The 23,806-nt window shown below is 70.2% G+C and carries 15 protein-coding genes and 4 pseudogenes; 8 read left to right on the forward strand and 11 right to left on the reverse strand.

The annotated features are described in order from the left end of the window. Position 1 precedes the first annotated feature (1 nt). From ASD79_RS25475 to ASD79_RS04760, 6 genes and pseudogenes are all read left to right on the forward strand, one after another. Positions 2-444: pseudogene (locus tag ASD79_RS25475) on the forward strand (YDG domain-containing protein); the annotation flags it as partial. 1 nt (position 445) lies between these two features. After that, a pseudogene (locus ASD79_RS25480) lies at positions 446-814 on the forward strand (YDG domain-containing protein); the annotation flags it as partial. A 1-nt stretch (position 815) separates the two neighbouring features. Continuing rightward, positions 816-1,170 (forward strand): annotated as a pseudogene (locus tag ASD79_RS25485) (YDG domain-containing protein); the annotation flags it as partial. Between the two features lie 10 nt (positions 1,171-1,180). After that, positions 1,181-1,273, forward strand: a pseudogene (locus tag ASD79_RS25490) (YDG domain-containing protein); the annotation flags it as partial. A 21-nt stretch (positions 1,274-1,294) separates the two neighbouring features. Next, positions 1,295-2,077, forward strand: coding sequence for a YDG domain-containing protein (locus tag ASD79_RS25495; RefSeq protein ID WP_368664858.1), 783 nt, complete (start codon positions 1,295-1,297; stop codon positions 2,075-2,077). Continuing rightward, positions 2,077-3,801, forward strand: coding sequence for a ShlB/FhaC/HecB family hemolysin secretion/activation protein (locus tag ASD79_RS04760; RefSeq protein ID WP_056719912.1), 1,725 nt, complete (start codon positions 2,077-2,079; stop codon positions 3,799-3,801). Before ASD79_RS25495 ends, ASD79_RS04760 begins: the two co-directional genes overlap by 1 nt. A gap of 15 nt (positions 3,802-3,816) precedes the next feature. Here ASD79_RS04760 and ASD79_RS04765 read toward each other — a convergent pair whose 3' ends face one another. Then, positions 3,817-4,422 carry a class GN sortase gene (locus tag ASD79_RS04765; protein ID WP_082584810.1) on the reverse strand — a complete coding sequence of 202 codons (606 nt, stop codon included), beginning with the start codon at positions 4,420-4,422 and terminating at the stop codon, positions 3,817-3,819. Next, positions 4,419-6,575: a marine proteobacterial sortase target protein gene (locus tag ASD79_RS04770; protein WP_056719913.1), complete on the reverse strand. Its 2,157-nt coding sequence runs from the start codon at positions 6,573-6,575 to the stop codon at positions 4,419-4,421. Before ASD79_RS04770 ends, ASD79_RS04765 begins: the two co-directional genes overlap by 4 nt. Positions 6,576-6,755: 180 nt before the next feature. Here ASD79_RS04770 and ASD79_RS04775 point away from each other — a divergent pair, with 180 nt between their 5' ends. Next, entirely contained in the window at positions 6,756-7,514 is a 759-nt protein-coding gene (locus ASD79_RS04775) for a helix-turn-helix transcriptional regulator (protein WP_056719914.1), read from the forward strand. A 10-nt stretch (positions 7,515-7,524) separates the two neighbouring features. Here the strand turns inward: ASD79_RS04775 and ASD79_RS04780 are convergent, their stop codons facing one another. The 8 genes from ASD79_RS04780 to ASD79_RS04815 all read right to left on the reverse strand — a co-directional run bounded on the left by ASD79_RS04780 (position 7,525) and on the right by ASD79_RS04815 (position 21,089). Next, positions 7,525-8,502 carry a S1C family serine protease gene (locus tag ASD79_RS04780; RefSeq protein WP_056719915.1) on the reverse strand — a complete coding sequence of 326 codons (978 nt, stop codon included), beginning with the start codon at positions 8,500-8,502 and terminating at the stop codon, positions 7,525-7,527. A 120-nt stretch (positions 8,503-8,622) separates the two neighbouring features. Then, positions 8,623-9,723 (reverse strand): Gfo/Idh/MocA family protein, encoded by a 1,101-nt coding sequence (locus ASD79_RS04785; RefSeq protein WP_056719916.1) that lies wholly within the window; start codon positions 9,721-9,723, stop codon positions 8,623-8,625. 270 nt (positions 9,724-9,993) lie between these two features. Next, entirely contained in the window at positions 9,994-11,556 is a 1,563-nt protein-coding gene (locus ASD79_RS04790; protein ID WP_056719917.1) for an FAD-dependent oxidoreductase, read from the reverse strand. 34 nt (positions 11,557-11,590) lie between these two features. Next, positions 11,591-14,761 (reverse strand): amidohydrolase family protein, encoded by a 3,171-nt coding sequence (locus tag ASD79_RS04795; protein WP_056719918.1) that lies wholly within the window; start codon positions 14,759-14,761, stop codon positions 11,591-11,593. A gap of 60 nt (positions 14,762-14,821) precedes the next feature. Beyond that, positions 14,822-17,575, reverse strand: coding sequence for a TonB-dependent receptor (locus ASD79_RS04800; RefSeq protein WP_235524330.1), 2,754 nt, complete (start codon positions 17,573-17,575; stop codon positions 14,822-14,824). Positions 17,576-18,029: 454 nt separating this feature from the next. Further along, a complete protein-coding gene (locus ASD79_RS04805; RefSeq protein WP_056719920.1) occupies positions 18,030-18,995 on the reverse strand; it encodes a FecR domain-containing protein in 966 nt (321 codons plus the stop codon). Then, entirely contained in the window at positions 18,961-19,587 is a 627-nt protein-coding gene (locus ASD79_RS04810) for an RNA polymerase sigma factor (protein WP_082584811.1), read from the reverse strand. Before ASD79_RS04810 ends, ASD79_RS04805 begins: the two co-directional genes overlap by 35 nt. 101 nt (positions 19,588-19,688) lie before the next feature. Continuing rightward, the gene (locus ASD79_RS04815; RefSeq protein ID WP_056719921.1) at positions 19,689-21,089 is read right to left on the reverse strand and encodes an amidase; all 1,401 of its coding nucleotides are present in this window, start codon (positions 21,087-21,089) and stop codon (positions 19,689-19,691) included. Between the two features lie 135 nt (positions 21,090-21,224). Here ASD79_RS04815 and ASD79_RS04820 point away from each other — a divergent pair, with 135 nt between their 5' ends. Next, positions 21,225-22,214 (forward strand): P1 family peptidase, encoded by a 990-nt coding sequence (locus tag ASD79_RS04820; protein WP_056719922.1) that lies wholly within the window; start codon positions 21,225-21,227, stop codon positions 22,212-22,214. Here ASD79_RS04820 and ASD79_RS04825 read toward each other — a convergent pair. After that, positions 22,211-23,806, reverse strand: a complete 1,596-nt coding sequence (locus tag ASD79_RS04825; protein ID WP_056719923.1) for an ABC transporter ATP-binding protein — start codon at positions 23,804-23,806, stop codon at positions 22,211-22,213. The two genes, ASD79_RS04820 and ASD79_RS04825, sit on opposite strands and share 4 nt — an antisense overlap.

A 23,806-nucleotide genomic window follows, 5' to 3' on the forward strand; every position in this document is an offset into this window, starting at 1 on the left:
NACGCCGGCACGGGCAAGACGGTGACGGCCAGCGGCGTCAGCCTCGGCGGCGCCGACGCCGGCAACTACGTCCTGGCTTCGACCACGGCCTCGGCCGCGGTCGGCCAGATCGACGCCAAGACCATCTCGGCGGGCCTGACCGGCACGGTGACCAAGACCTATGACGGCACGACGGGCGCGACCGTCGCCGATCACCTGGCCCTGTCGGGCCTGGTGGCCGGCGACACGGTCAGCGTCGCCTCGACCAGCGCGGCCTATGCCGACAAGAACGCCGGCACGGGCAAGACGGTGACGGCCAGCGGCGTCAGCCTCGGCGGCGCCGACGCCGGCAACTACGTCCTGGCTTCGACCACGGCCTCGGCCGCGGTCGGCCAGATCGACGCCAAGACCATCTCGGCGGGCCTGACCGGCACGGTGACCAAGACCTATGACGGCACGACGGGCNGACCAGCGCGGCCTATGCCGACAAGAACGCCGGCACGGGCAAGACGGTGACGGCCAGCGGCGTCAGCCTCGGCGGCGCCGACGCCGGCAACTACGTCCTGGCCTCGACCACGGCCTCGGCCGCGGTCGGCCAGATCGGCGCCAAGACCCTCACGGCGGGCCTGACGGGCGCGGTGACCAAGACCTATGACGGCACGACGGCCGCCACCCTCGGCAACACTCTGGGCCTCTCGGGTCTGGTGGCCGGCGACACGGTCAGCGTCGCCTCGACCAGCGCGGCCTATGCCGACAAGAACGCCGGCACGGGCAAGACGGTGACGGCCAGCGGCGTCAGCCTCGGCGGCGCCGACGCCGGCAACTACGTCCTGGCNGACCAGCGCGGCCTATGCCGACAAGAACGCCGGCACGGGCAAGACGGTGACGGCCAGCGGCGTCAGCCTCGGCGGCGCCGACGCCGGCAACTACGTCCTGGCCTCGACCTCGGCCTCGGCCGCGATCGGCCAGATCGACGCCAAGACCCTGACGGCGGGCCTGACGGGCACGGTGGTCAAGACCTACGACGGCACGACGGCCGCCACGCTCGGCGACACTCTGGGCCTCTCGGGCCTGGTGGCCGGCGACACGGTCAGCGTCGGTTCGACCAGCGCGGCCTATGCCGACAAGAACGCCGGCACGGGCAAGACGGTGACGGCCAGCGGCGTCAGCCTCGGCGGCGCCGACGCCGGCAACTACGTCCTGGTATGCCGACAAGAACGCCGGCACGGGCAAGACGGTGACGGCCAGCGGCGTCAGCCTCGGCGGCGCCGACGCCGGCAACTACGTCCTGGCTTCGACCACGGCCTCGGCCGCGATCGGCCAGATCGACGCCAAGACCCTGACGGCGGGCCTGACGGGCGCGGTGACCAAGACCTATGACGGCACGACGGCCGCCACCTTGGGCGCGGGCAACTACGGCTTGACCGGCCTGATCGCCGGCGACGTCGTGACGGCGAGCTCGACTGGCGCGGCCTATGCCGACAAGAACGCCGGGACGGGCAAGACCGTGACCGCCAGCGGCGTTAGCCTCGGCGGCGCCGGTTCGGGCAACTATGTCCTGGCCTCGACCAGCGCGACCGGCCAGATCGGCCAGATCAGCCAACTGGCCCTGGCGATCACCGCCAACGACCAGACCAAGAACCGCAACGACGTCGACCCGAAACTGACCTACGTGGCCGGAACGCTGATCGCGGGCGACAGCCTGACGGGCGACCTGACGCGCGACGTCGGCGAGACGGTCGGGACCTACGGCATCACCAAGGGCACGCTGAGCGCCGGCGGCAACTACGCCATCGCCTTCAAGCCCGCGGTGTTCACGATCCTGCTGGGTATCCCCCCGGTCGAGAACGTGCTTATCCCGTACATCCCCGCCGAAGGCGGCGGAGCGGCCGGCAGCGGCCCGGAGGTCGGGACCCAGGACCCGGTCGACGGCGGCGCTGGCTTCCAGCTGGCCCAGGACGAACAGTCGTCGCAACAGGAGCAGCAGGACGGCGGGACCGACAGCGCCTGCTCGACCAACGACACCTGCCCCCCCGCTCCGTATTCGCAGGGCGGTTCCACGTCCGGCGCCATCCACTTCCAAGGTTTCAATTTCTGATGAGCACGCTGAACAAGGCCCGCACCGCCACCTTCGGGCTGGCGGCGCTGCTCGGCGCGACCTGCGCCGTGACCGCCACCACCGCGGCCCACGCCCAGGCCGTCGAACGCAACCTGCCGCCCGCGGTGGGCGCCGACGTCCTGAAGCTGGGCCCCAACGCCGTCGCTTCGCAGGAAGACGCCACGCCGATCGGCCCCGCGCTCAGCGGCGTCGTGCTGCTGGGGCCGTCCAGCCCGCTGGTCAGCGGTCCGGTCTCCGGCGTTGACGCCAGCGCCGTGGCGCGGCTGAACACCCCGCAAGGCCAGGCCCTGCTGAAGCCCTTCCTGGGCCAGAAGCTGTCCAAGAAGCTGATCGCCGAGATCGAGGCGGCCATCGCCGGCTACTATCGCGGCGAAGGCTATCCGTTCGTCGCCCTGCAGACGCCGGAGCAGGAGATCACTTCGGGCGTGGTGCAGTTCCGCGTCATCGAGTTTTCCCTGGGCCAGGTGAAGGTCGAGGGCGGCGAGCGCACCCGTGCGGACTATGTCACCGGCCGGGTCCGCGCCGTGCCGGGCCAGCCGATCAACGGCGACGACCTGGCGCAGGACCTGGACTGGCTGAACCGCAACCCCTTCCGCCGCGCGGACGCTGTCTTCACGCCCGGCCAGCGCCTGGGCGACAGCGACCTGAAGCTTCAGGTTCGCGAAAGCCGCCCGTGGCGGGTCTATGGCGGCTACGCCAATTCGGGCACGCCCTCGACCGGCCGTGACCGCTACTTCGTCGGCGCCAGCGCCCTGCTGGGCCAGGACACGGTGCTGTCCTACCAGTTCACCGGCGGCAGCGACGGCCTGACCAGCGATCCGAAATACGCCAGCCACGCGGCCCGCCTGTTCGTGCCGATCGCCCCGCGTCAGGCCATTGAGGCGACCCTAAGCGTGGTCGAGAGCAACGCCGCCGTCGCCGCCTTCGACATCAAGCAGAAGACGGCCGAGTTCACCGTCGGCTACGTCACGGCCCTGTCGAACTTCTCGAACCTGCCCGGCGACCTGTCGGCCGGCGTCGAGCTCAAGCACCAGAAGCGCGACATCTTCTTCGGCGCGACCTCGGTGCTGTCGCAGCCGATCGACGTCTATCAACTCTATGCGGGCTGGAGCGACGCGGGCGCTGACCGCTTCGGCCGCTATGACGTCGATATCACCCTTCACGCCAGCCCCGGCGGTCTCGGCGACGGCAACACCGCCACGGCGTTCAAGACCTATTCCAGCGGCCGGGTGACCAAGGCCGACTACGTCTATCTGCAGGGCGCCTACGACCGGGTCACCCGCCTGGGCGGCGTGGGCGGCGGCGTCAGCCTGATCACCCAGGTGATCGCGCAGGTCTCGTCCGACGCCCTGCCCGAGAGCGAGCGGATCGGCCTGGGCGGCTCCAGCCTGGTGCGCGGCTACAGCCTCGACGACGGCGCCTATGATCGCGGCCTCGTCCTGCGCAACGAACTGCGCGCCGCGGTGTTCAACCATGCCTTCGGCCCGGTGACGGTCGCGCCCTTCGCCTTCCTCGACGCCGGCTACGGCAAGGACAAGGCCTCGGGCGCCGAGTCCAAGCCGGTGTCGACCGGCCTGGGCCTGGACGTGCGCGTCGCCAACAGCTTCAGCGTTTCGGCCACCGCCGGCTACGCCATGAAGAGCGCGCCCAGCACGGACGCTGGGGACTGGCGCGCCGATGTTCGCCTGACGGCGACCTTCTGATCCTTCCCGTCTGGGCTAGGCCTTCGACGGCTTGGCCCAGACGAGGTAGCGCAACGGGCCGTGGGTCTTGGCGTCCAGCGGCCAGCAGGTCGCCAGGGCCAGGTTCCGACCCGGGGCGTGGGGATCTATGCCCGAGGCGTCCCAGCGAACCACCCAGGCGCCGACCACCTCGAAGCGGGCCTCGCGGCCGTCGATGCGGGTGATCTCGATGGCGTCGCCGGTCTTCACCTGGCCTAGCAGGGCGAAATGGGTGTCGCGATGGGCGGCGTAGACGGCCGTGCCGGGATCGCCGGCGGCGGGGGTGCCGTCGACATGGCCGGGCCCGAAGGCCAGGGCCTGACCGCTGGCTCCGGCCAGGACGATCACGCTCTTGCCCTGGCGGGGGAAGGCGATCCTGGCCACCGGCCAGGTGTCGGCCCAGGGCCAGGGCTTGACCGGCTGGCCGGTGCGCACCGACTGGGCGAAGGCCCGCTCCAGCAACACCTGGGCGACCCCGGCCTTGGCGTGGATCCACAGGCCCTGGCCGCAGAGCGCCAGCCCGACGGCCATGACCAGCCCGGCCGGGAGGAGGAACGGGAGCCGCCGCATGGCGACCCCCGCGATCTTGCCGATCAGGCTCACGCCGCCTTCCTCCGGCCCGCCAGGAACCAGCCGCCGGCCCCCAGACCCAGACCCAGCCCCATCAGGGAGAGACCGAGCACGATCATCAGCGGCGCGTTGGTGGCGGTCTGGGGCAGGTCAAGCTCGGCGACTTGCTGGCCCGCTTCCGCGTCGACCTTGTCCGCCCCGTGCCTGGCGCCGCCGAACAGCAGGTCGAAGTCCCAGCCGGCCGGCAGGTTCAGCGGCAGGTCGGCGCGGACCAGCGGTTCGTCGACCGGCCGTGACGGGGTCTTGTCGACCGCCACCAGGCTGGTCTGGCTGGTCACCAGCTGGTGGTCCAGGCCCAGGGCCAGCACGCGGGCGTCGGCTTCCTCCTCACTGATCTGCACCAGGCTGCGGGCGACCTCGGCGTCGGTGATCTTGCGACGGGCCCACAGCTTGGAGATCCCCTTGCCCGGCTCGGCGTCCTTCAGCGAGACACGGGTCTCCCAGGGCTTGCCGTCGATCATGCCGCTGATCTTCAGCACGCCCTTCATCGCGCCGAGCCTGGCGGCCACGGTCACCGGCTCGCCGCGATAGAGGTCGGGCAGGACGGCCGGGGCCAGGTCGGAGGTGGTCCCCTCGAAGCTGGCGACCAGGTTGGTGGCCACCGGGCTCTCCAGCTTGTCGAACAGTCGACGCATGGCGTCCTCGACGCCGTCGGTCGAGCCGATATGGGTGAAGGTTCCCCGGCCCAGTTCGGCGGCGCGGCTCATCAGGAAGGTGTTGGGAGCCGAGCCGATGCCGACCATGAACACCCGCGAGCGGCCGCGTCCGGCGCTGATCGCGTCGAACAGACCCTGTTCGTTGCCGATCGCGCCGTCGGTCAGGAACACCACCTGGCGGACCCGGCCGGCGTCGGCGGCGCGGGCGTCCTTCAGGGCGGCGGTCATGGCCGGGATCATCTCGGTGCCGCCGCTGGCGTCGAGGCCGGCGACGAACTTCTGGGCCTTGGCCACGTGGGCGGCGTCGGCCTCGACGGTGTCGGGGAACAGCACGGTCAGGGTGTCGTCGAAGCGTACGACGTTGAAGCGGTCGCCGGCCTTCAGGTGGGCCAGGCCGTAGGCGAGGCTGGCCTTGGCCTGGCGCATCGACTCCCCGCCCATCGAGCCGGAATTGTCGATCACGAAGACGATGTCGCGGGGCGTCGGCGGGCCGGGACGGGTCGAGATCGGCGGGGTCACCTGGGCCAGGACATAGTCGCCGCCGGCCACCTTCTCGTGGAACAGGCCGACGCTGGGGGCCTTCAGCGGCATGGGGCGCCAGGTCAGGACGAAGTCGCGGTCGGCCGGCGTCTTGCCCAGGGCCAGGGTGACGACCTTGCCGCCGCGTTCGCCCCGCACGTCGACAGCGTGGGTAGCGCTGGTCACGCCAGCCAGGGGGAAACCGGCGCGCAGGTGGACGGTGATGGTCACCGGATTGACGGCGGCGTGGACGCGCGGATCGACGAGCGGGGCGTTGGCTTCCGGCGTCGGCGCCTGGCCGGCCGGGCTGTAGCGCGGCGCGACCACCAGCGGGACCCGCAGGGAATATTCGCCGGTCGAAACCGCGACTGGGGCCTGGTATTCGATCTGCACCAGCACTGTCTCGCCGGGACCGACATTGGCGACCGCGTTGGTGAACATGTTGGGGCGGTTCTGCTCGACCAGGCTGGCCTTCTTGCCTTGGGCCTTGGCGGCGTCATAGATCGCCTGGGCCTCGGCCTTCTTCTTGATCTCGCCGACGATCACCTTGTTGCCGACCACCATCTTCAGGGTGTCGACCCCGCCGTCGTCGGGCAGGGGATAGACGTAGACGGCCTCCACCCAGTGGTTGGTGGTGTTGCGGAAGGCCTGGGTGACGCGGGTGCGCACCGTCAGGCCGCTGACGGTCATGTCGATGTCGGTCCCCAGCCGCACCGCCTGGATTACCTGGTCGCCGCCCCCCTTCTTGGCGTCATGGGCGCGCATCATCAGGGCGCCTGAGGTCACGTCACCGGGCTCGGCGGCGAAGCTCTCGCGGCAGAATACCAGAGCGGCCAGCAGGGCCAGCACCAGCATCAATCCGGCCGCGCCGCGCTGCAGGGCGAGGGCGGCCAGGGTGGCGACGCGGGGCCGGGTCGGGCCGCGCGGCGCGCCGACGTCAGGAACGGACATGGAAGATCTCCTCATCTCGAAAGCGAGAGATCTCTCTTGTCTTCACACCGGGCGCCGGCCGCGAGCCTCACGATTTGCATTCTTCGTGCGGAGTCCGTGCAGGACCTCCGGCGAAGACCTTGCAGGCGCCCAGGCCGTGCCGCAGTGTGCGGAAATGTGCGGATTCGTATGGACTCCCGAATGACCCCGACGCCGGAAGCCGACCTCTCGACCGAGCAGAGCCAGGCCATCGCCGCCCGGGTGCGCGAGGAGCTGGCCCGGCGGCGGATCTCGCGCCAGCACCTGGCCGACCAGGCCAGGATCAGCATTTCGACGCTGGAAAAGGCCCTGGCCGGACGCCGGCCCTTCACCCTGGCCACCACCATCCGGCTGGAGGAAGCGCTGGGCGCGCCGCTGTGGACCCCGGTCCGCGCCGCCCCGGCCGCGCTCGCGGGCCTCGCGCCCGAGGCGCTGGGCGCCTATTCGCGGGCGGCCGTAGCCTGGCTGGAGGGCGAGTACCTGACCCTGCGTCCGTCGTTCGAGGACCCCGCCGCCGTCTACGCCTACCGCACCGAGATCGCCTGGGACGAGGCCTCGTCCAGCCTGGCCTTCCGCGAGGCCGCGCGGCAGGACGCCGAGTTCACCCAGAAGGGGATGGTGTCGCTGTCCAACCAGTCGGGCCACACCTATCTGATCACCAACGAGCAAGGGCAGTTCCGACTGATCATCCTGGGCCGGCCGGTGATCGGCGGCGAGATGTACGGCATGCTGACCACCTTGCAGGCCGGCCACGGCAGCCACCTGACCCCCGCCGCCGCCCCGGTCGCCTTGATCCCGCTGCGCCGCGTGGCCGAGCCCACGTTCGGGCGGATCGCCGCCGGCGGCGCGCACTACGACGACTACCGCGCCACCCTGGCGCGGGTCACCGACAAGGGTTTCGCGCGGTTCTTCGCGGGGTAGGGGGAGGGCGTCAGTTGAACCGGGGCTTCTTCAGCAGCGTGTTCCTGTCCACGGACCGGATCTCGACGTCGAAGACGTCCTGCTCGCGCTGGATGCGCAGCGGGATGGTCACGCCCGCCGGTCCTTCTTGCCACAGCCGGGTGTAGAAGGTCGCCAGATCGGAAACGGCCGCGCCCGTCACGGCGAGGATCACGTCGCCGGCCCGAAGTTCGGCGCGGGCCGCCGGTCCGCCGGGCGTGACGCCGACCACGACGACATGGGCTTCCAACTCTTGCGTGAACACGCCGAGCCAGGGACGCGGCGGGTGCGGCGCCTTTCCGCGCGCCAGGTCGTCCAGGATCGGCGGCAGGAGTTCGGCGGGCACGAACATGTTGATGGGCTGCCGGACCCCGCCCTGGGCCTGGCGTTCCAGGCTCAGGGAGCCGAGCCCCACCAGCTCTCCCGTTGGGCTGATCAGAGCCGCGCCACTCCAGTGCGGGTGAGCCGGTTCGGTGATGAGCGCGTCGTCCAGCAGATATTCCCAATAGCCCGCGAACGGCATGCGGGCGAGCAGCTGGCCCGCCGCCGCGTGCGAACGTCCGCCGGCCCCGGCGATGATGACCGGGCTGCCGGCCGTCAGGCCGCGCGACGTGCCCAGGGGCAGGACAGGAAGGTCGAGCGGCTCCAGCGCCTGGACCAGCCCCAGGCCGGTCTGCGCGTCCGTGCCGAGCACGTGGGCGGAGACGCGGCGGCCGTCGTTAAGCGTGAGGGTGACGTCCCCGGCTTCGGTGACCAGATAGGCCATGGTCAGCACCAGGCCGTTAGGGCCGATGACGACGCCGTTGCCCAGGCGCTCGGTGCCGAGGATCGAGGCCGTGAACGCGTCGGCGGGAACACGCGCCTCCAGAGCGACGACCGAGGAGAGCGCACGGTTCAGGTCGAACGCATAGGCGTCGGCGGACGGGCGCAGCCGAGCTTCGACCTCATGACCCTCGAACGGTGAATTCAAGCCAATCTCCTGTAGGAGAGTTAAATCTGGGGCTTGCCGCCCCGCGAACAAGAGGTCACGGACAACTCCGGTCAGGCGTTGGCGCGCCCGCGGTGACCTCGAACCCCAGGTGCGGTGGCGCTACAGCTTGACGGTTCGTCCTTCGCGTGCGGACCTGTAGATGGCCTCGACGATCCTCATGTCGCGCAGACCCTCCTCGCCGGAGACGATCGGCTCGGCGCCGCTACGCACGCTCAGCGCCATGTGGTCGAGCTGGCCGGCGAACTGGGTGCGACCCGGTCCGGGCGGCGGGGTGGGCGCCTCCTGTTCGCGGCCGTCCTTGCCGGTCCACATCCGGTTGCCGCCGTAGCGGGTCGCCGGCTCCAGCTCGATCCGCCCTTGGTCGCCCATCAGCAGGATGCGGTTCTGGTTGGCGCTATACATCGACATGCAGCCGGCGATCGCCCCGGAGGGGAAGTCCAGCGTCCATTCGATCATGTCCTCGACCTCGTGGAAGCGCGGGTCCGCGCGGTCGGTGGACTCCCGCGCGGTGACCGCGATGGGCTCCTCGCCGGTCATGTAGCGCGCCGCCTGGAGACTATAGACGCCCATGTCCATCAGCGAACCGCCGCCCGACAGGGCCTTCTTCAGGCGCCATTTGGACGGATCGCGCTGCACGAACCCATGCTCGGAGCGGACGTAGCGGATCTTGCCCGCGGCCCCGGCCCGCGCCAGTCGCATGGCTTCCAGATTGTATGGCTCGAAATGACAGCGATAGCCGATCATCAGCTTGCGCCCGGCCGCCTTGCACGCGGCGATCATCGCCTCGCATTCGGCCACCGAGACCGCCATCGGCTTCTCGCACATCACGTGCTTGCCGGCCTTGGCCGCGCGGATCGTGTACTCGGCGTGCATGGAATTGGGCAGGATGACATAGACGACGTCGACGTCGGGATTGTCGCGGATCTGGTCGAAGGTCTCGTAGGAATAGATCGAGCGCTCCGGCACCCCGTAGCGCGCGGCCGTGGCCAGGGCCTTGGCGCGGTCGCCGCTGACCAGCGCCGTGACGCGGCTGTGCTCGCAGTTGGCGAACTGCGGCAGGATGGTGTTGAGGCCGTAGGAGCCCAGGCCGACGATGGCGTAGCCGATCTTGCGGTCGCCCGCCGCCCGGGCGATCCCGCCGGCCTGGGCGGTGAGCAGCGCGGCGGCGGCCAGGAGGAGATCGCGGCGTCCGAGTTCCATGGTCGTTGGCTCCAGCGGGATGAAGGAAGAAAGGCGCTGGCGGCCTCGGAGTTGCGTCGCCGCGGCCGCTCGCGCGGAGTATCGAGCGACTTTTCGTCCGCGCCTACCACGACCATGGTCTCAGGCGTCGGCGCGACGGGCTGGCGTCCGGGTCGCGCTGTGTGAGCACCTCCTTGGCGGCTCGAGCATTCGCCTGCTCAGTTGGCTCAAACCTAAAACGCCGCTCATCCCGACGAAAGTCGGGATGAGCGGATATGTGGGTCGATCCAGCTACGCCGCCGAGACCCGCGCCTGGATCAGCTTGATGGCCTCGTGCGACGACAGGGCCGCGCCCTCCTGCCAGGCGTTGATGTAGCTCATGTGCTCGCCGGCGAAGTAGAAGGGGCCGTCGGGCTTGCACAGTTCGGCATAGTCGGTGGCGCGCTGCTCCTCTTTCCAGCCCACCGCCACGCCCTCGTTGTAGGGCGTCTGCATCCACGAGACGGTGAAGGGCTTGGCCAGTTCCTGGCCCTTTCCGGGATGGAACTTCTCGATCACCTGGCGCGACAGGGCGAAGCGGTCCTCGAACGACATCCCCGCGTATTTGGGCGGGCTGTCGGGGCCGGAGAAGCCGATCGAATAGGCCCCGACCAGGATGCCGGTCTTCTCGCCGATGCCGCCGCTGGGATACCAGACCAGCTCGTTGGCCTGGTCGGTCCAGCCCAGCCCGCCGTACTGGAAGTCGTCCTGTTCCCAGAACCGCCGGGTCTCCCAGGCCACCTTGGTGCCGTGATGGTACTCGGCCGCCGCGATCGCCTGCTTCACGCGCGGCGAGAAGTCGGACGGGATCTTCGACAGGACGGGCAGGGGGATGGTGCAGATGCAGAAGTCAGCGTCCAGGGCGTGCTCGCCGGCCGCGTCGGCATAGACGATCCTCACGCCCTTCCTGGTCTTGCGCAGCTGCTTGACCACGGTCTCGAACTTCACCGCCGGCTTGACCTGCTCGTAGAGCGCGTAGGAAATCCGGTCCATGCCGCCGACCGGCTGCAGCATGGTGGCCTGCATGTCGATGATCTCCTCGAAGATCAGGCTGGCGCCCCAGAACCGCGACGTCATCATGTCGGCCATGTGCAACGGGGGGCCACCCTTGGGCGGATGGTCGTAGCCGCCCGGCGAGGCGGTGAAGCCGGCGCGGGTCGAGCCGGCATAGACGTTGCCCTTGCCCAGGTCGCCATAGGCCGAGAGGTAGCCCAGCAGCTTCTGCTTATCGACGCCGGTCAGCTCCTGGTCCAGCGCCCCCTTGTCGACGGCCTTGGCCAGCAGTTCGGTGAAGGCCCCGCGGGTGTCGTTGACCGCGCGGCCCTCGGTGACCACCTGGCCGGCGAAGTCAAGCTTGGCCGAACGGTTGGCGTTGACCATCACCTCCAGCGGCACGCCCAGCTCCTGGCAGTAGCCAAGGATGGCGTGGTGCCATTGCGGGATGCGGGCGGGGCCGGCGTTGAAGTAGGCGTGCTTGCCCTCGGCCCAGTCGACTACCTGGTCGGGCCGGCCGGTCTGGATGATCTTCGAGCCTGACCGCACAGACCAGGCGCGGCCGCCCGGACGGTCGCGGGCTTCGAGCACGGTCACGGCGTAGCCGGCCTTGCGCAGTTCGTAGGCGGCCACCAGGCCGGCGATCCCTCCGCCGAGGACGGCCACCGACTTGCCCGCACCGCTGCCCGCCGGCAGCTTCGGCGCGCCCGCATAGGCGCGCGGCGCGGCCAACAGGCCCAGCCCCATCATGGTGGCGTAGAGCGCGCTGTAGCCGCCGGCCGAGCCGACCGCCGTCAGGAAATTGCGTCGCGAAATGCCCATCGTCGTCCCCAAGCGATCTTGAATGGAAGGAAAGCTAGACCTGAACGCCCATGCCCGGCGCGAAACCACAGGCTCCGTCGCAGCAGGAAGCGCGAGCGTGCGCCAGAAAGGCCGGATCGTGCCACCAGTATTCGGACGGCGCCTCGCAAACGAACCGGCGGCGGTCGTCCAAGGCCGCGTGGGCGGCCTGGCCCGCGAAGGGCGCGATCAGTTCGGCGATGGTGTGGACCTGGCCGTGCTTGATCACCTTGGCGACCTTGGCGGCGTCCTCGATGTGAACCAGGGGATCGCCATCGACCACCACCAGGTCGGCATAGGCGCCCGGCGCGATGACCCCGACCGGCTCGTCCAGATACTCGCCCGAGGCGCTGGTGGCGGTGACCAGGGCCTCGTACGGCGTCATGCCGTAGCGGACCATGGCTCGCAGGTTCATGTGCAGGCTGACGGCGTTGAAATCGATCGGCGAGTCGGTGCCGGTGACGATGCGGCCGCCGGCCCGCACGGTGCGCGCCACCTCGGCGACATTGCGCTGCAGCGAGGCCAGGATCGTGGTGCGGTCCATGCCGGCCATCTGCTTGGCCCGTTCCTGCAGCCGGGCATATTCCCACGGCGGATAGAGCGTCCGGATGCGCGGGTCGTCGACCAGCGAGCGGTCGTCGGCCAGCAGGGCGGTCGAGGTGAACAGGGTCGGGGTGCGGGCCGCGCGGCTGGCCAGGAAGGCGGCGGTGACGTCCTGATAGGTCACGCCCAGGGCGCTGACCGTGCGCGAATAGCCGGTGCGGCTGGTCGCTCCCAGGTGCTCCATGCCGTCCATGCCCAGGCCCAGAGCCGGATAGTGGTAGTGCGAGGTCAGGGGCAGGCCCTTGGCGTGCGCCCAGGCCACCACCTCCTTCTGGCGCTCGCCCGACAGCCGGACATAGGTCTTGATCAGGTCGTAGGACAGGGCTTCGACCCGCTTCATCTCCAGCGCCATCTGGCCCGGCTCGGTGACCGGCCGCATGAAGTTGTAGAAGATCCGCGAGCCGTCGATGGCCTCGCCGGTGGCGTAGTAGCGCGGGCCCACGCGGGCCCCGGACTCGATGGCCTCCTGGTCCTCGACGGTGTGATAGGCCGGGCCGCCGGGCGAACGGGTGGTGGTCACCCCCAGCGACAGCCACAGTCGGCCCTCCCGGTCGCCATAGCCATAGCCCTGCATCTGGCGATGGGTGTGCATGTCGATCAGGCCTGGCATGACCGTCGAGTTGGCGGCGTCGACGACCTGGGCGTCGGGCGCCGTGAAGCTGCCGCGTTTGCCGACACCGACAATGCGTCCACCGTCGATCAGCACGTCGGCGTCCGGGCGCGTCTCGGGCGACTTGCCGTCCCACAGGCGGCCGGCCTGGACCAGCAGCTTCCCCTTGGGCCGGACATTGGCCCAGGTCAGGCCATGAGGCACGGTCCGGGGCGCGCCGCCGTCGGCCGGGATCAGCTTCAGTTCGCCGGCCGACAGATAGAGCAGAGCCTTGGAATCGCCGCTCCAGCTGACCGCGTCGGTGACCTCGTCATTGAGGGCGCGGGGCGGCCCGGTCAGCTTGCCGGCCGCGTCGACGGGGGCGACGTGCAGGCGGCTGGCGAACACGAAGGCCAGGCGGCTTCCGTCCGGCGACCAGGCCGGGCCGTCGTCGCCGCGCGTGCCCAGCGAGCGGTCCGGCAGGATCGGCGCATAGGTCCCCTTGCCGGTCTCGACGTCGACGGTGAGGATCTCGCTCAGCCCCTCGCGGAACCGGGCCGAATAGGGCTTGAAGGCGGCATAGGCGATGGTCTTGTCGCCCGGACCCCAACTGGGCTTGCCCGGCTCCCAGATGTCGGCGTAGAGCCGCCGGGTCTCGCCGGTCGCCGCGTCGGCGACGAACAGCCCGCCGTTCTGGCCGAGGAACGCGATCGACTTGCCATCGCGCGACCAGGCGCCCGACACCGCCGCGCCGTCGAACCGGGTCAGCTGCCGGCTCTCGCCGGTGGCCATGTCGCGCAGCCAGATATCCAGGCTGCCGCCCTTGTCGGTCGAATAGGCCAGGGTCTTGCCGTCGGGCGACCAGGTTGGATCGACCTTGGAGAACCGGTCCTGGGTCAGAGCCTGGGCGCGGCCGCCGATCGGCAGCAGATAGAGGTCGTTGAGGGCCCGGAACACGATCTGCTTGCCGTCCGGCGACAGGGCGGGGCTGCCGATCCCGACCACGGGGCGGGCCTTGGCCGACAGGAAGTCGCGGCTCTTCTTCTCGTAGCGGGGCCGGATCACCGGCACGGTGACGGTGAACGCGATCGTCTGGACCGCGCCCGAGGTCGGGCTGCGCCGCTTGATCTTGCCGTCGGCGGTGTAGACGAACTCACCCGAAGGCAGCCAGGACACCCGGAACGGAAACACGTCCTCGCCCCGCACCACCGCGCCGGCCGCGTTTCGCAGCTCGGCCTTGCCGTCCTCGATCGCCGTGTAGATCACGTCGCCGCCGTCCGGGGTGAAGGCCGGGCTGGCCACCGAGGCGGCGTTGAAGCGGTCGGTCGAGGCCTTGACCTTGCCGACCGTGCGGCGCGCGCCGGCGGCGTCCTGGACGTCGATCCGCGTCTTGTCGACCGTGAAGGCGATGCTTTGGCCATCGGGCGACCACGACGGCTCGAACTCGTCGCCCGGCCCGCTGCTGAACGGGGTGATCGCGCCGCTGGCCAGGTCGAGGACGTGGACGCCGTAGCGGCCGCCGCGATCGGACGAGAAGGCGATCTTGCGGCCGTCGGGAGAATAGCGCGGCTCGCGGCAGTCGAAGGCGCCGCGGGTCAGCTGCTTGAGGCCGGCGCCGTCGGCCCCGATGGTCCAGACATGGAAATTGCCGTCGCGATAGGACTGGAAGATCAGGCTCTTGCCGTCAGGCGACCAGTCGGGCTGGGCGATCTCGAAGATGTCGTCGGTCAGGCGCCGGGCCGGACCGCCGGCCACGGGCATCAGCCACAGCATGGCGTAGACGTCGAAGGCCAGCGTCGCGCCGTCGGGCGAGACCCTGGCGCAGATGTTGGTGCCTTCGGTCGCCGTGGCGAACCGGGTGTCGTTGACGGGCGCGGTGTCGGCGGCCTCGGCCAGGGGAGGCGCCAGGGCGACGACGCCGGTGGCGGCGATCGCCCCGCCGCCCAGCGAGAACAGCCGACGACGGCTGACGCCGCTCGAGGAATCCTTGGTCATCACTTCAACCCACGAGAAAAGGGCCGGCCCGGTTTGCAGCCCGGGCCGGCGAACAACAGCCTAGAAGCGCGCGGCGACCCGGGCGTAGTAGAACCCGCCGCTGATCCCGTAGGGGGAGTACTGGTTGTAGTAGGCGAAGGCGGGCGTGCCGCGGTTGGAAGCCCGAACGCTGTCGGGATAGGCGTCCAGCAGGTTGTTGGCCCCAACGCTGAGCGTGATGTTGTCGGTGGCCGCGTAGCTGAGATCCAGGTCGACGATCAGCTTGGGGCTGACAGTCTCGTCCGCCGGTAGAATGGCGGGGTTGGTCGGCTTGGTGACCCGCTGGATGACTTCGCCGTAGCGGGTCAAGCGCAGGTTGGTGTCGAACTTGCCCAGGGTCCAGTCGGCGCCGAGGATGTACTTGTCCTTGGGCGTGCCGACCGTCAGGTCGCCGATCTTTACCCGGTCGATATAGACGATCCCGGCGGCGGCCAGGGCCGGCGGCGGCGAGACGATGCGGTCGAACTTGCTCTTGTTGTGGTTGGCCGAGAAGGTCCAGCGCACCGAGCCGAAGTCGCCGAAATCGGTCCGGTAGTCGGCGACGAAATCGACCCCGCGCGTCGAGGTGTCGGCGAAGTTGCCGTAGTAGAAGGCCGCCTGCTGGGGATTGAGGTTCTGGCTGGCCAGGGCCGCGCTGACCGCCGCGTTCGGACCCAGCGTGCCGCTCTGCAGGATGCGGTTGTCGATCTTGATCTCGTAGACGTCGAGCGTGACGTTCAGGCGCGGCAAGGGGCGGGCGACCAGGCCGACCGAATAGTTGGTCGACTTCTCGGCCTCCAGCGGCTTGGCGCCCAGGGCGATGGCGGCCGGGTTGTCCGGCGGCAGCAGTTGCACCGGATAGAGCTGGGTGGTGGTGGCCGGCGGCACGATGACGCCGATGGTGCTGGACGAGGCGTAGTGCTGCTGCTGCAGCGACGGGGCCCGGAACCCGGTGCTGGCCGTGCCGCGCACCGCCAGCCAGGGCGTGACCGCGTAGCGGCTGGAGAGCTTGAAGGTCTTGGCGTTTCCGAAGTCCGAATAGTGCTCGAACCGCCCGGCCAGGGCGACTTCCCACTTGTCGGTCAGGCTCTGCTCGACGTTGAGATAGGCGCTGGTGTTGTTGCGCGTGAAGGTCCCGGCCGAGAACGGCGGGAAGCCGGTCACCCCCTGCGAGCCGCCCGCGAACACCACCCCGGCCTGCGGGCCGCCGACGGGCGCGACATAGCCGCCGTTGATGTAGGAGGCCGGTTCGCCCGCCTCGATCTGGAACCGGTCGTCGCGATATTCCAGGCCGGCGGCCAGGAACAGCGGCTTGGCGAACCACCCGGTGGCCAACTCGCGGGTGACGTCGAAATTGGTGGTCCACTCCTGGAACTTCAGCGTGCCGATATAGAAGCGGGTCGGGCTGGCCGGGCCCATCGAGGCGTTGAGCGAGTTCTCGTAATAGCCGACGTCGTCGCGGCTGAAGGTCGAGCTGAGGTCCCAGTCGAAGCCGAACAGTTCCGTGCCCTTGGCGCCCACCGCCACCTGGAAGTCGCGGTCCTTGAGGAACAGGCGCGGCGTGTAGCCGTCCGGAGTCACGGCGGTGATGTTGTTGACCACGTTGGGGTTGCGGAAGGTCAGCCAGGCGGCGGTGTTGCGGCTGGCGAAGGTGCCGAACGAATAGAGCTCGATGTCGTCGGTGATCGGCGTCCCGGCGCTGTAGCCCAGCGAGAACAGCTGCACGGCCGGCGAGCCGGGGTGGCTGGTGTGGCGGTTGGCCGTCGCCTCGCGCGGATCGGGCGTCGCGCCGGGCGTCGCCACCTTGACCGGCTGACCAGACGCATTGAGCGGGAAGTACAGCTGGGTGGTGTTGATGGTCTTGTCGCCGCGGTCGGTCAGGTCGTTGATCCGCACGTCGCCGGTCAGGTTCAGGTAGCCGGCCTCGCCCAGCTTCATGCCGAAATTGCCGGAGATCTGGCCGGTTTCGCCGTCGCCCTCGGCGGTCTTGCCGTACAGCGCCGACATCGAGCCGCCCTCGGGGCTCTTCTTGAGGATGATATTGATCACCCCGGCCAGGGCGTCGGAGCCGTACTGCGCCGACGCGCCGTCACGCAGCACCTCGATGCGCTCGATCGAGGCCGAGGGAATCAGGTCCAGGTCGGGCGGCGACTGGCCGTTCTGGGTGGCGCCGTTGACGAACAGGATGGCGGTGTTGTGCCGGCGCTTGCCGTTGACCAGCACCAGGGTCTGGTCGGCGCTGAGGCCGCGCAGCGACACCGTCTTGATCGCGAAGCTGGCCCCGGCCCCACTGTTGGAGGTGTTGGCCGAGGGCACCAGGGTGGAGATCAGGTCGCGGGTCGACTGCTTGCCGCTCTTGGTCAGTTCGGCGGCCGAGATCACGTCGATCGGCGCCATGCTCTCGGTCACCGTGCGCGAGGTCGAGCGCGTGCCGGTGACGATCACCTCCTCGATGATGCTGGGGGCTTCGGGCTCCGGCGCGGGTTCCGGGGCCGCGGCCGCGACCGGCGCGTCGCCCCCGCCGGAGGACCAGCGCGCCTTGACCAGACCGGTGCGGGGCGGGGCCAGGATGATGGTCTTGCCGTCGTTGGACACCACGACCAGGCCGGTTCCGGCCAGCAGTTGGTCCAGGGCGTCGGGCACCGATAGCGCGCCTCGCACCGTCGCGGTGCGCTTGCCCTGTACGGCGTCGGCGTGGATCAGGATCTGCACCCCGGCCTGGCGGGCGAACTGTGGGATGCCGGTGGCCGCCGGCTGGGAGTCGATCCGGAACGGCATGGCTTGGGCGAAAGCCACCCCGGCGCTCAAGGCCCATATGGCCGCCGCCGCGCACAGCTTCCGCTTCACGGAACGGTTCGTCCACTCGATCATCGACAATCCCCCATCGATCCGAGGGCCGCCAAGCGCGGCCTTCTGATAGGACGAGGGGCGCCGGTCGGTTTTCCGGGGAAAGATCGGATGATTGTTCCGCCTACGGCCCGAGACGCCCGCTTTTGCGCCATCCGGGGAACCCGGCGCCCTTTTCGCGTGCGTGGCGTCGGATGAGGTCGGGATCGATATGCCACTGGCGCGCACGAGCGCGTCCGTCGAGTTCTTCATCGTCATTCCCCAGGGTTTATCCCGTGGGAAGGTTCAGTCTTATTGAGCACGTCTCAATGTATATAAAATGTCTCTGAAGTAAGATTTGCTCATATCGTCGAACGAAATAAGTATTATGCTCTTCGCTCACTATGGGTGGTCGAATTCGATCTCACGATAATCGATCGCGACTGAGGCGGATGACGTGCTCGTCCTCCTCGATCTTGGCGCCGATGGTGGCCGCGACGGCCGCGGCGAAGCTTTCGGGCTCATTGGTCCGGAACAGGCCGACGAAGCGTTCCTGGGCCAGTCGCGGGTCGTCGATGACGATCTGGCGGCTGTTGTAGCGGTTGAACTGGCTGGCCGCGTCGCCGAGGCTCTCGCCGTCGAGGGCGATCTCGCCGTTGCGCCAGGCCAGGCTGCGTTCGATTTCCGCGGGGGACTTGGCCATGACCGGCGTGGCCGTGCTGGCCAGCACCACGCCGTTGCCGGCCGCCACGCGCCGACGCGGCCCGTCCTGTCCTTCGATCCAGGTCTCGACCACGCCCTCGGTGACCATGACGTCGACGCCGTCGTCGCCGCGTCGCACCGAGAAGGCCGTGCCGACCGCGCGCACCCGTACGCGACCGGCCGAGACCACGAACGGGCGCTCGGCGTCCTTGGCGACCTGGAACCAGGCCTCGCCGCGACGCAGGGTGATCTGGCGGGTCCGGGCCTTCAGGGCCACGTCGAGGGCGGTCCTGGTGTTGATCGCCACCAGCGAACCGTCGGCCAGGGGCACCCGCCGGATTTCGCCCAGCCGGGTGTCGAGGCGTTGCGACCGCGTGGCCCAGAACGTCGCGCCGCCGACCAGGGCGGCGGCGCACGCCCCGCCCGCGCCCGCGAACAACGCCCGGCGGCTGGGGCGCTCGGCCGCGTCGAGGGCGGCAGTCTCGTCAGCCCCGGCCAGGGCCCGCCCGCGATCCAGGAAGCTGATGGCGGCCTGGGCGCGCAGGAACGCGCCGGCGCGACGCGGATCGCCGGCCAGCCAGGCTTGCAGGCGGGGATCCCGCTCCGCCTCCAGACCGCGCCCATCGATGCGAGCGGCCCAATCGGCCGCCTCGTCATCGATCTCTTTTGCGGACTGGAACGCGGTCATGACCCTTGTCGGCTGATGGATGATCTTGCGCGGACGTCTCCGATAAGGCGCGCAGTATTAAACGCAAGCCCCGCATCGCCTGGGCCTCGACGACATTCTCGGTCACGCCCAGGCGCGTCGCCACCTCGCGCTGCGAGAGGCCGTGGATCCGGCGCAGGGTGAAGATCTGGCGACAACGCTCGGGCAATCCTTCGATCAGGGCCTGGACCCGGCGCAGTTCGCGTCGTCCGGCGACGACACGTTCGGGCGAGGGCTCATCATCTACGACGTTCAGCGCGTCGATTTCCGTGACGCAGTCGATGCGAACGATGCGCGCGCGGCGAATCCGCTCGATGGCGATGTTGCGCGCGGTCCGGAAGAAGTAGGCCCTGCCGCTGGCGATATGGGACACCGTCTCCAGGGCGGCCAGCCGGCAATAGGTCTCCTGCACGATGTCGTCGACGTCTGCGGCGAGACTGCCTGTCCGCCGCAGCCAGGCGCGCACGTCGGCTTCGTGCGGCAGGATCTGGCTGCCGACGAAGGCGACGATTTCAGCGCGGCTCTGCTTCACCTGGACCTCGATCCCGACCAGCCGTTGCGGCGAGGGGACCATGTGGCGGCCTCGTGGCCGGAATCAACGCGACCCTGGCGGAGGACGCTGGGATTTGCGTCGTCCTGCACGCACGGAGGCGCCCGCCGGCCGTTTTGCCCGATTCAGGCTTCGCCGGTCGGGACGGTCGGCCAGGCGCGCTGGGCGGGGCGCAGGCGTTCGTAGGCGCGCGACAGCCTCAGCACGCCCAGGTCGTCGAACCGGCGGCCGACGATCTGCAGGCCGATCGGCAGGCCCTGCGCGGTGTAGCCGCAATTGATCGAGGCCGCCGGTTGTTCGGTCATGTTGAACGGCACGGTAAAGCCGATGTGTTCGAACGGCCGGGCGGGGTCGTTGGTCGGGGAGGGCAGTTCCGCCGCGAAGGCCGGCATCGGCGCGGTCGGCGACAGCACGAAGTCGTAGGGCTGGAAAGCCTTGGCTCCCGCTTCACGGATCCTCTGGATCTGGTTGAAGCCTCGATAGACCGACACCCCGTCAGCGCCCTCGGCGGCGCGCGCCCAGGTCTCGATATAGGGCAGCACCAAAGCGGCCTTCTCTGGCGGCAGGTCGCGCAGGTCGCTCCAGGACCGCGTGCGCCAGAACAGGTCCAGGCCGTCGAGCATCTCGCGGGTCAGGAACGGCGCGAACGGCTCGACGACGGCGCCGGCGGCCTCCAGCAGCGTCGCCGCCGCGACGACGGCCGCGACCACCTCCGGCTCGGCGGGCAGGCCGGCCCCGGCCTCGAGCATCAGGCCGATGCGCAGGCCGGCGAGGTCGATGTCCAGGTCCATCCAGTCGAGGTCGACGGGCGGCAGGCTCATGTGGTCGCGCCAGTCGGGGGCGGACAGCACGCTCATCATCAGGGCGGAGTCGGCGACGGTGCGGGTCATCGGTCCGGCGACGCGGCCGATATAGGGCGGGTCGATGGGGATGCGGCCGTTGCTGGGCTTGAGGCCGTAGATCCCGCACCAGCCGGCGGGCAGGCGGATCGAGCCGCCGATGTCGGTGCCCAGGTGCAACGGGCCATAGCCGGCGGCGGCGGCCGTCCCGGCCCCGGCGCTCGACCCGCCGGGCGTCTTGCTGACGTCCCAGGGGTTGCGCGACAGCTTGTGGAAGCTCGATAGGCCCGACGACAGCATGCCGAAGTCGGGCGAGGTGGTCTTGCCGAGGATCACCGCCCCGGCCTCGCGCAGACGGGCGGCGGGCGGCGCGTCGGCCGGTTCGGGGCGCAGCTCGGTCGCCGCCGAACCCAGCGGCTTGGCCACGCCGCGGGTGGCGATCAGCTCCTTGATGGTCACCGGCACGCCGTCGAGCGGGCCGGCTGGTTCGCCGCGCGCCCACCGCGCTTCCGAGGCCCGCGCCTCGGCCATCGCGCCTTTGGGGTCCAGCGCCCAGGTGGCGTTGAGCACCGGCTCCAGGGTCTCGATCCGCGCCAGCACGGCGCCGACCACGTCCACCGGCGAGGCGGTCTTGTCGCGGTACAGCGTCAGCAGGTCGACGGCGGTCAGATCCGCGAGTTCGGACATGGGGACTCCGGTAAGCAGGACTCGAACGACGCGAGCCTACAGAACGCCGGGCCATCGCGAAGACGGTTTTGCGCGTAAGCAGTGCGCGGGTCGGTTAAAAGTCGTGGTTCGTCGAGTCTGTAAGGAACGCCCGCCTTGTATCGTCCCGGTCCCCGCAACCTGATCACCGACGTTCCGGGCCTGGACGTGGGCAACGCCACGGACGAGGCCCTGCGCAGCGGCGTCACGGTGCTGCTGTGCCCGGGTGGCTGGAGCGCCGGCGTCGACGTGCGCGGCGGTGGTCCCGGGGTGCGCGAGAGCGAGACCCTGGCGCCGGAGAACGGCTACGCCAAGGCCCACGCCGTGGTGTTGTCGGGCGGTTCGGTATTCGGCCTGGGCGCCGCCGACGGCGTGGTGGCGGCGCTTTCGCGGGCGGGGGAGGGTTTCAGCGTCCGACCGGGCGCGCCGACCGTGCCGATCGTGCCGGGCGCCGTGCTCTATGACCTGGCCAACGGCGGCGACAAGGCGTGGGGCGTGGACCCTCCCTATCGGCGCCTGGGCGTTGAAGCGGCCGGCGCGGCGGGCCAGGACTTCGCCCTGGGCTCGGTGGGGGCCGGGCGGGGCGCGATGGCGGGCCTGGTCAAGGGCGGGCTCGGCTCGGCCTCGCTGGACCTGGGCGACGGCCTGGTGGTCGGGGCCCTGGCGGCGGTCAATCCGGTCGGCTCGGTCTATATGCCCGACGGCGAGACGTTCTGGGCCTGGCCGTTCGAGATCGACGGCGAATTCGGCGGCCGCACGCCCAGCGGTCCGGCCGGGGCGGTCGAGCCGATGCCCGACGCCTCGCGCCTGGCCGGCCAGGGCCGGCTGACGCCGGGCGCCAACACCACCCTGGCCGTGGTCGCGGTCAACGCCGCCCTGACCGCCGCCGAGTGCAAGCGCGTGGCGATGATGGCCCAGGACGGCCTGTCCCGCGCCGTGCGCCCCGCCCACACGCCCTTCGACGGCGACGTGGTGTTCGCGGTGGCCTCGGGCGAGATCGACCTGGGCCAGGACGAGCGCCTGCGCCGCATCGCGCGCATCGGCTCGGCGGCCGGCGACTGCCTGGCCCGGGCCATAGCGCGCGGGGTCTATCTGGCCGCGGGTTAGCCCCGCGCCGCCAGGGCCCGGTCGAGGTCCGGCGTCGCGGCGATCAGTTGCGCCGTGTACGGATGCTGGGGATTGGCGAAGACCTCGGCCGTCGGGCCTTCCTCGATGATCCGGCCGGCCTTCATCACCAGCACCCGGTCGGTCAGGCCGCGCACCACGCCCATGTCGTGCGAGACGAACAGATAGGCCAGGCCCAGTTCGTCCGACAGCCCGGCCAGCAGGTCCAGCACTTCGGCGCGCACGGTGACGTCGAGGGCCGAGACGGCCTCGTCCAGGGCGATGACCGAGGGCTCGACGATGAGGGCGCGGGCGATGGCGATGCGCTGGCGCTGGCCGCCCGAGAACTGGTGGGGATGACGGTCGGCGGCCTGGGCCGGCAGGCCGACCTTGGCCAGCGCCGCCTCGACCTTGCGGCGGCGGTCGGCGGGCGAGGGCCTGTCGTTCAGCAGGTGCAGGGGCTCGGCGACCAGCCGTTCCACGGTCCAGCGCGGGTCGAAGCTGCCGTGGGGGTCCTGGAACACCACCTGGATGTGGCGGCGCAGGGCCCGGGGCGAGGCGGGCGAGAACGGCTGGCCCGACAGCCGGACCTGTCCGCCCTGCGGCGTCTCCAGCGCCAGCAGTGTGCGCAGCAGGGTGGACTTGCCGCATCCGGACTCGCCGACCAGGCCGACGATCTCGCCGGGCCGGATCGCCAGGCTGACCTCGGACACCGCGCGGAACGGGATGGTCGCGCGGAGGAAGCGGCGCGGCCCAGGATAGTCCCGGACGACATTTTCGGCCTCCAGCACGGGCTGGGCCGAGGACGCGGGGTGGCCCCGCCGGACGGGAACGCGCGTCGCGTCGGCGGCCAGGGCGCGAGTGTAGGGATGCTTCAGTTCCGAGAACAGCGCGCTGGTCTCGCCGGTCTCGACGATCCGGCCATCCTTCATCACCGCCACATGGTCGGCGAGCCCGGCCACCACGGCCAGGTCATGGCTGACCAGGATCAGCGCCGCGCCGTCCTCCCGCACCAGGCGGCGCAGCAACTCCAGGATCTGGGCCTGGGTGGTGACGTCCAGGGCGGTGGTCGGCTCGTCGGCGATGATCAGCCGGGGCGAGAGCACGATGGCGATGGCGATGGCCACGCGCTGGCGCTGGCCGCCCGACAGTTCGTGCGGATAGCGGCCCAGCGGGAAGCGCTCGGCGGGCAGGCCGACCCGCTCCAGTGCCTGTCGCGCGATCTCCAGGGCTTTGGCCCGCGAGCCGCCCTGGTGAAGCCGCACGACCTCGGCCACCTGGTCGCCAATGGTCATCACCGGATTGAGGGCCGTCATCGGCTCCTGGAACACCATGCCGATCCTGGCGCCGCGCACGCCGCAAAGCTCGGTTTCGGACAGGCGCGTCAGGTCCTGGTCGTCGAAACGGATCGCGCCGGTCGTCTGAGCGCCCTGCGGCGACAATCCCAGGATCGACAGGGCGGTCATCGACTTGCCCGAGCCGGACTCGCCGACCACGCCCAGCACCTGGCCGGGCTCCAGCGACAGCGACAGGCCGTTCAGGATCGGCGTTGCGCCGATCGTCACTCGCAGGTTCTCGATCTCCAGCAGGGCCAT

Origin of the sequence: Caulobacter sp. Root655 (assembly GCF_001427665.1) — a bacterium.
Lineage (GTDB): Bacteria > Pseudomonadota > Alphaproteobacteria > Caulobacterales > Caulobacteraceae > Caulobacter.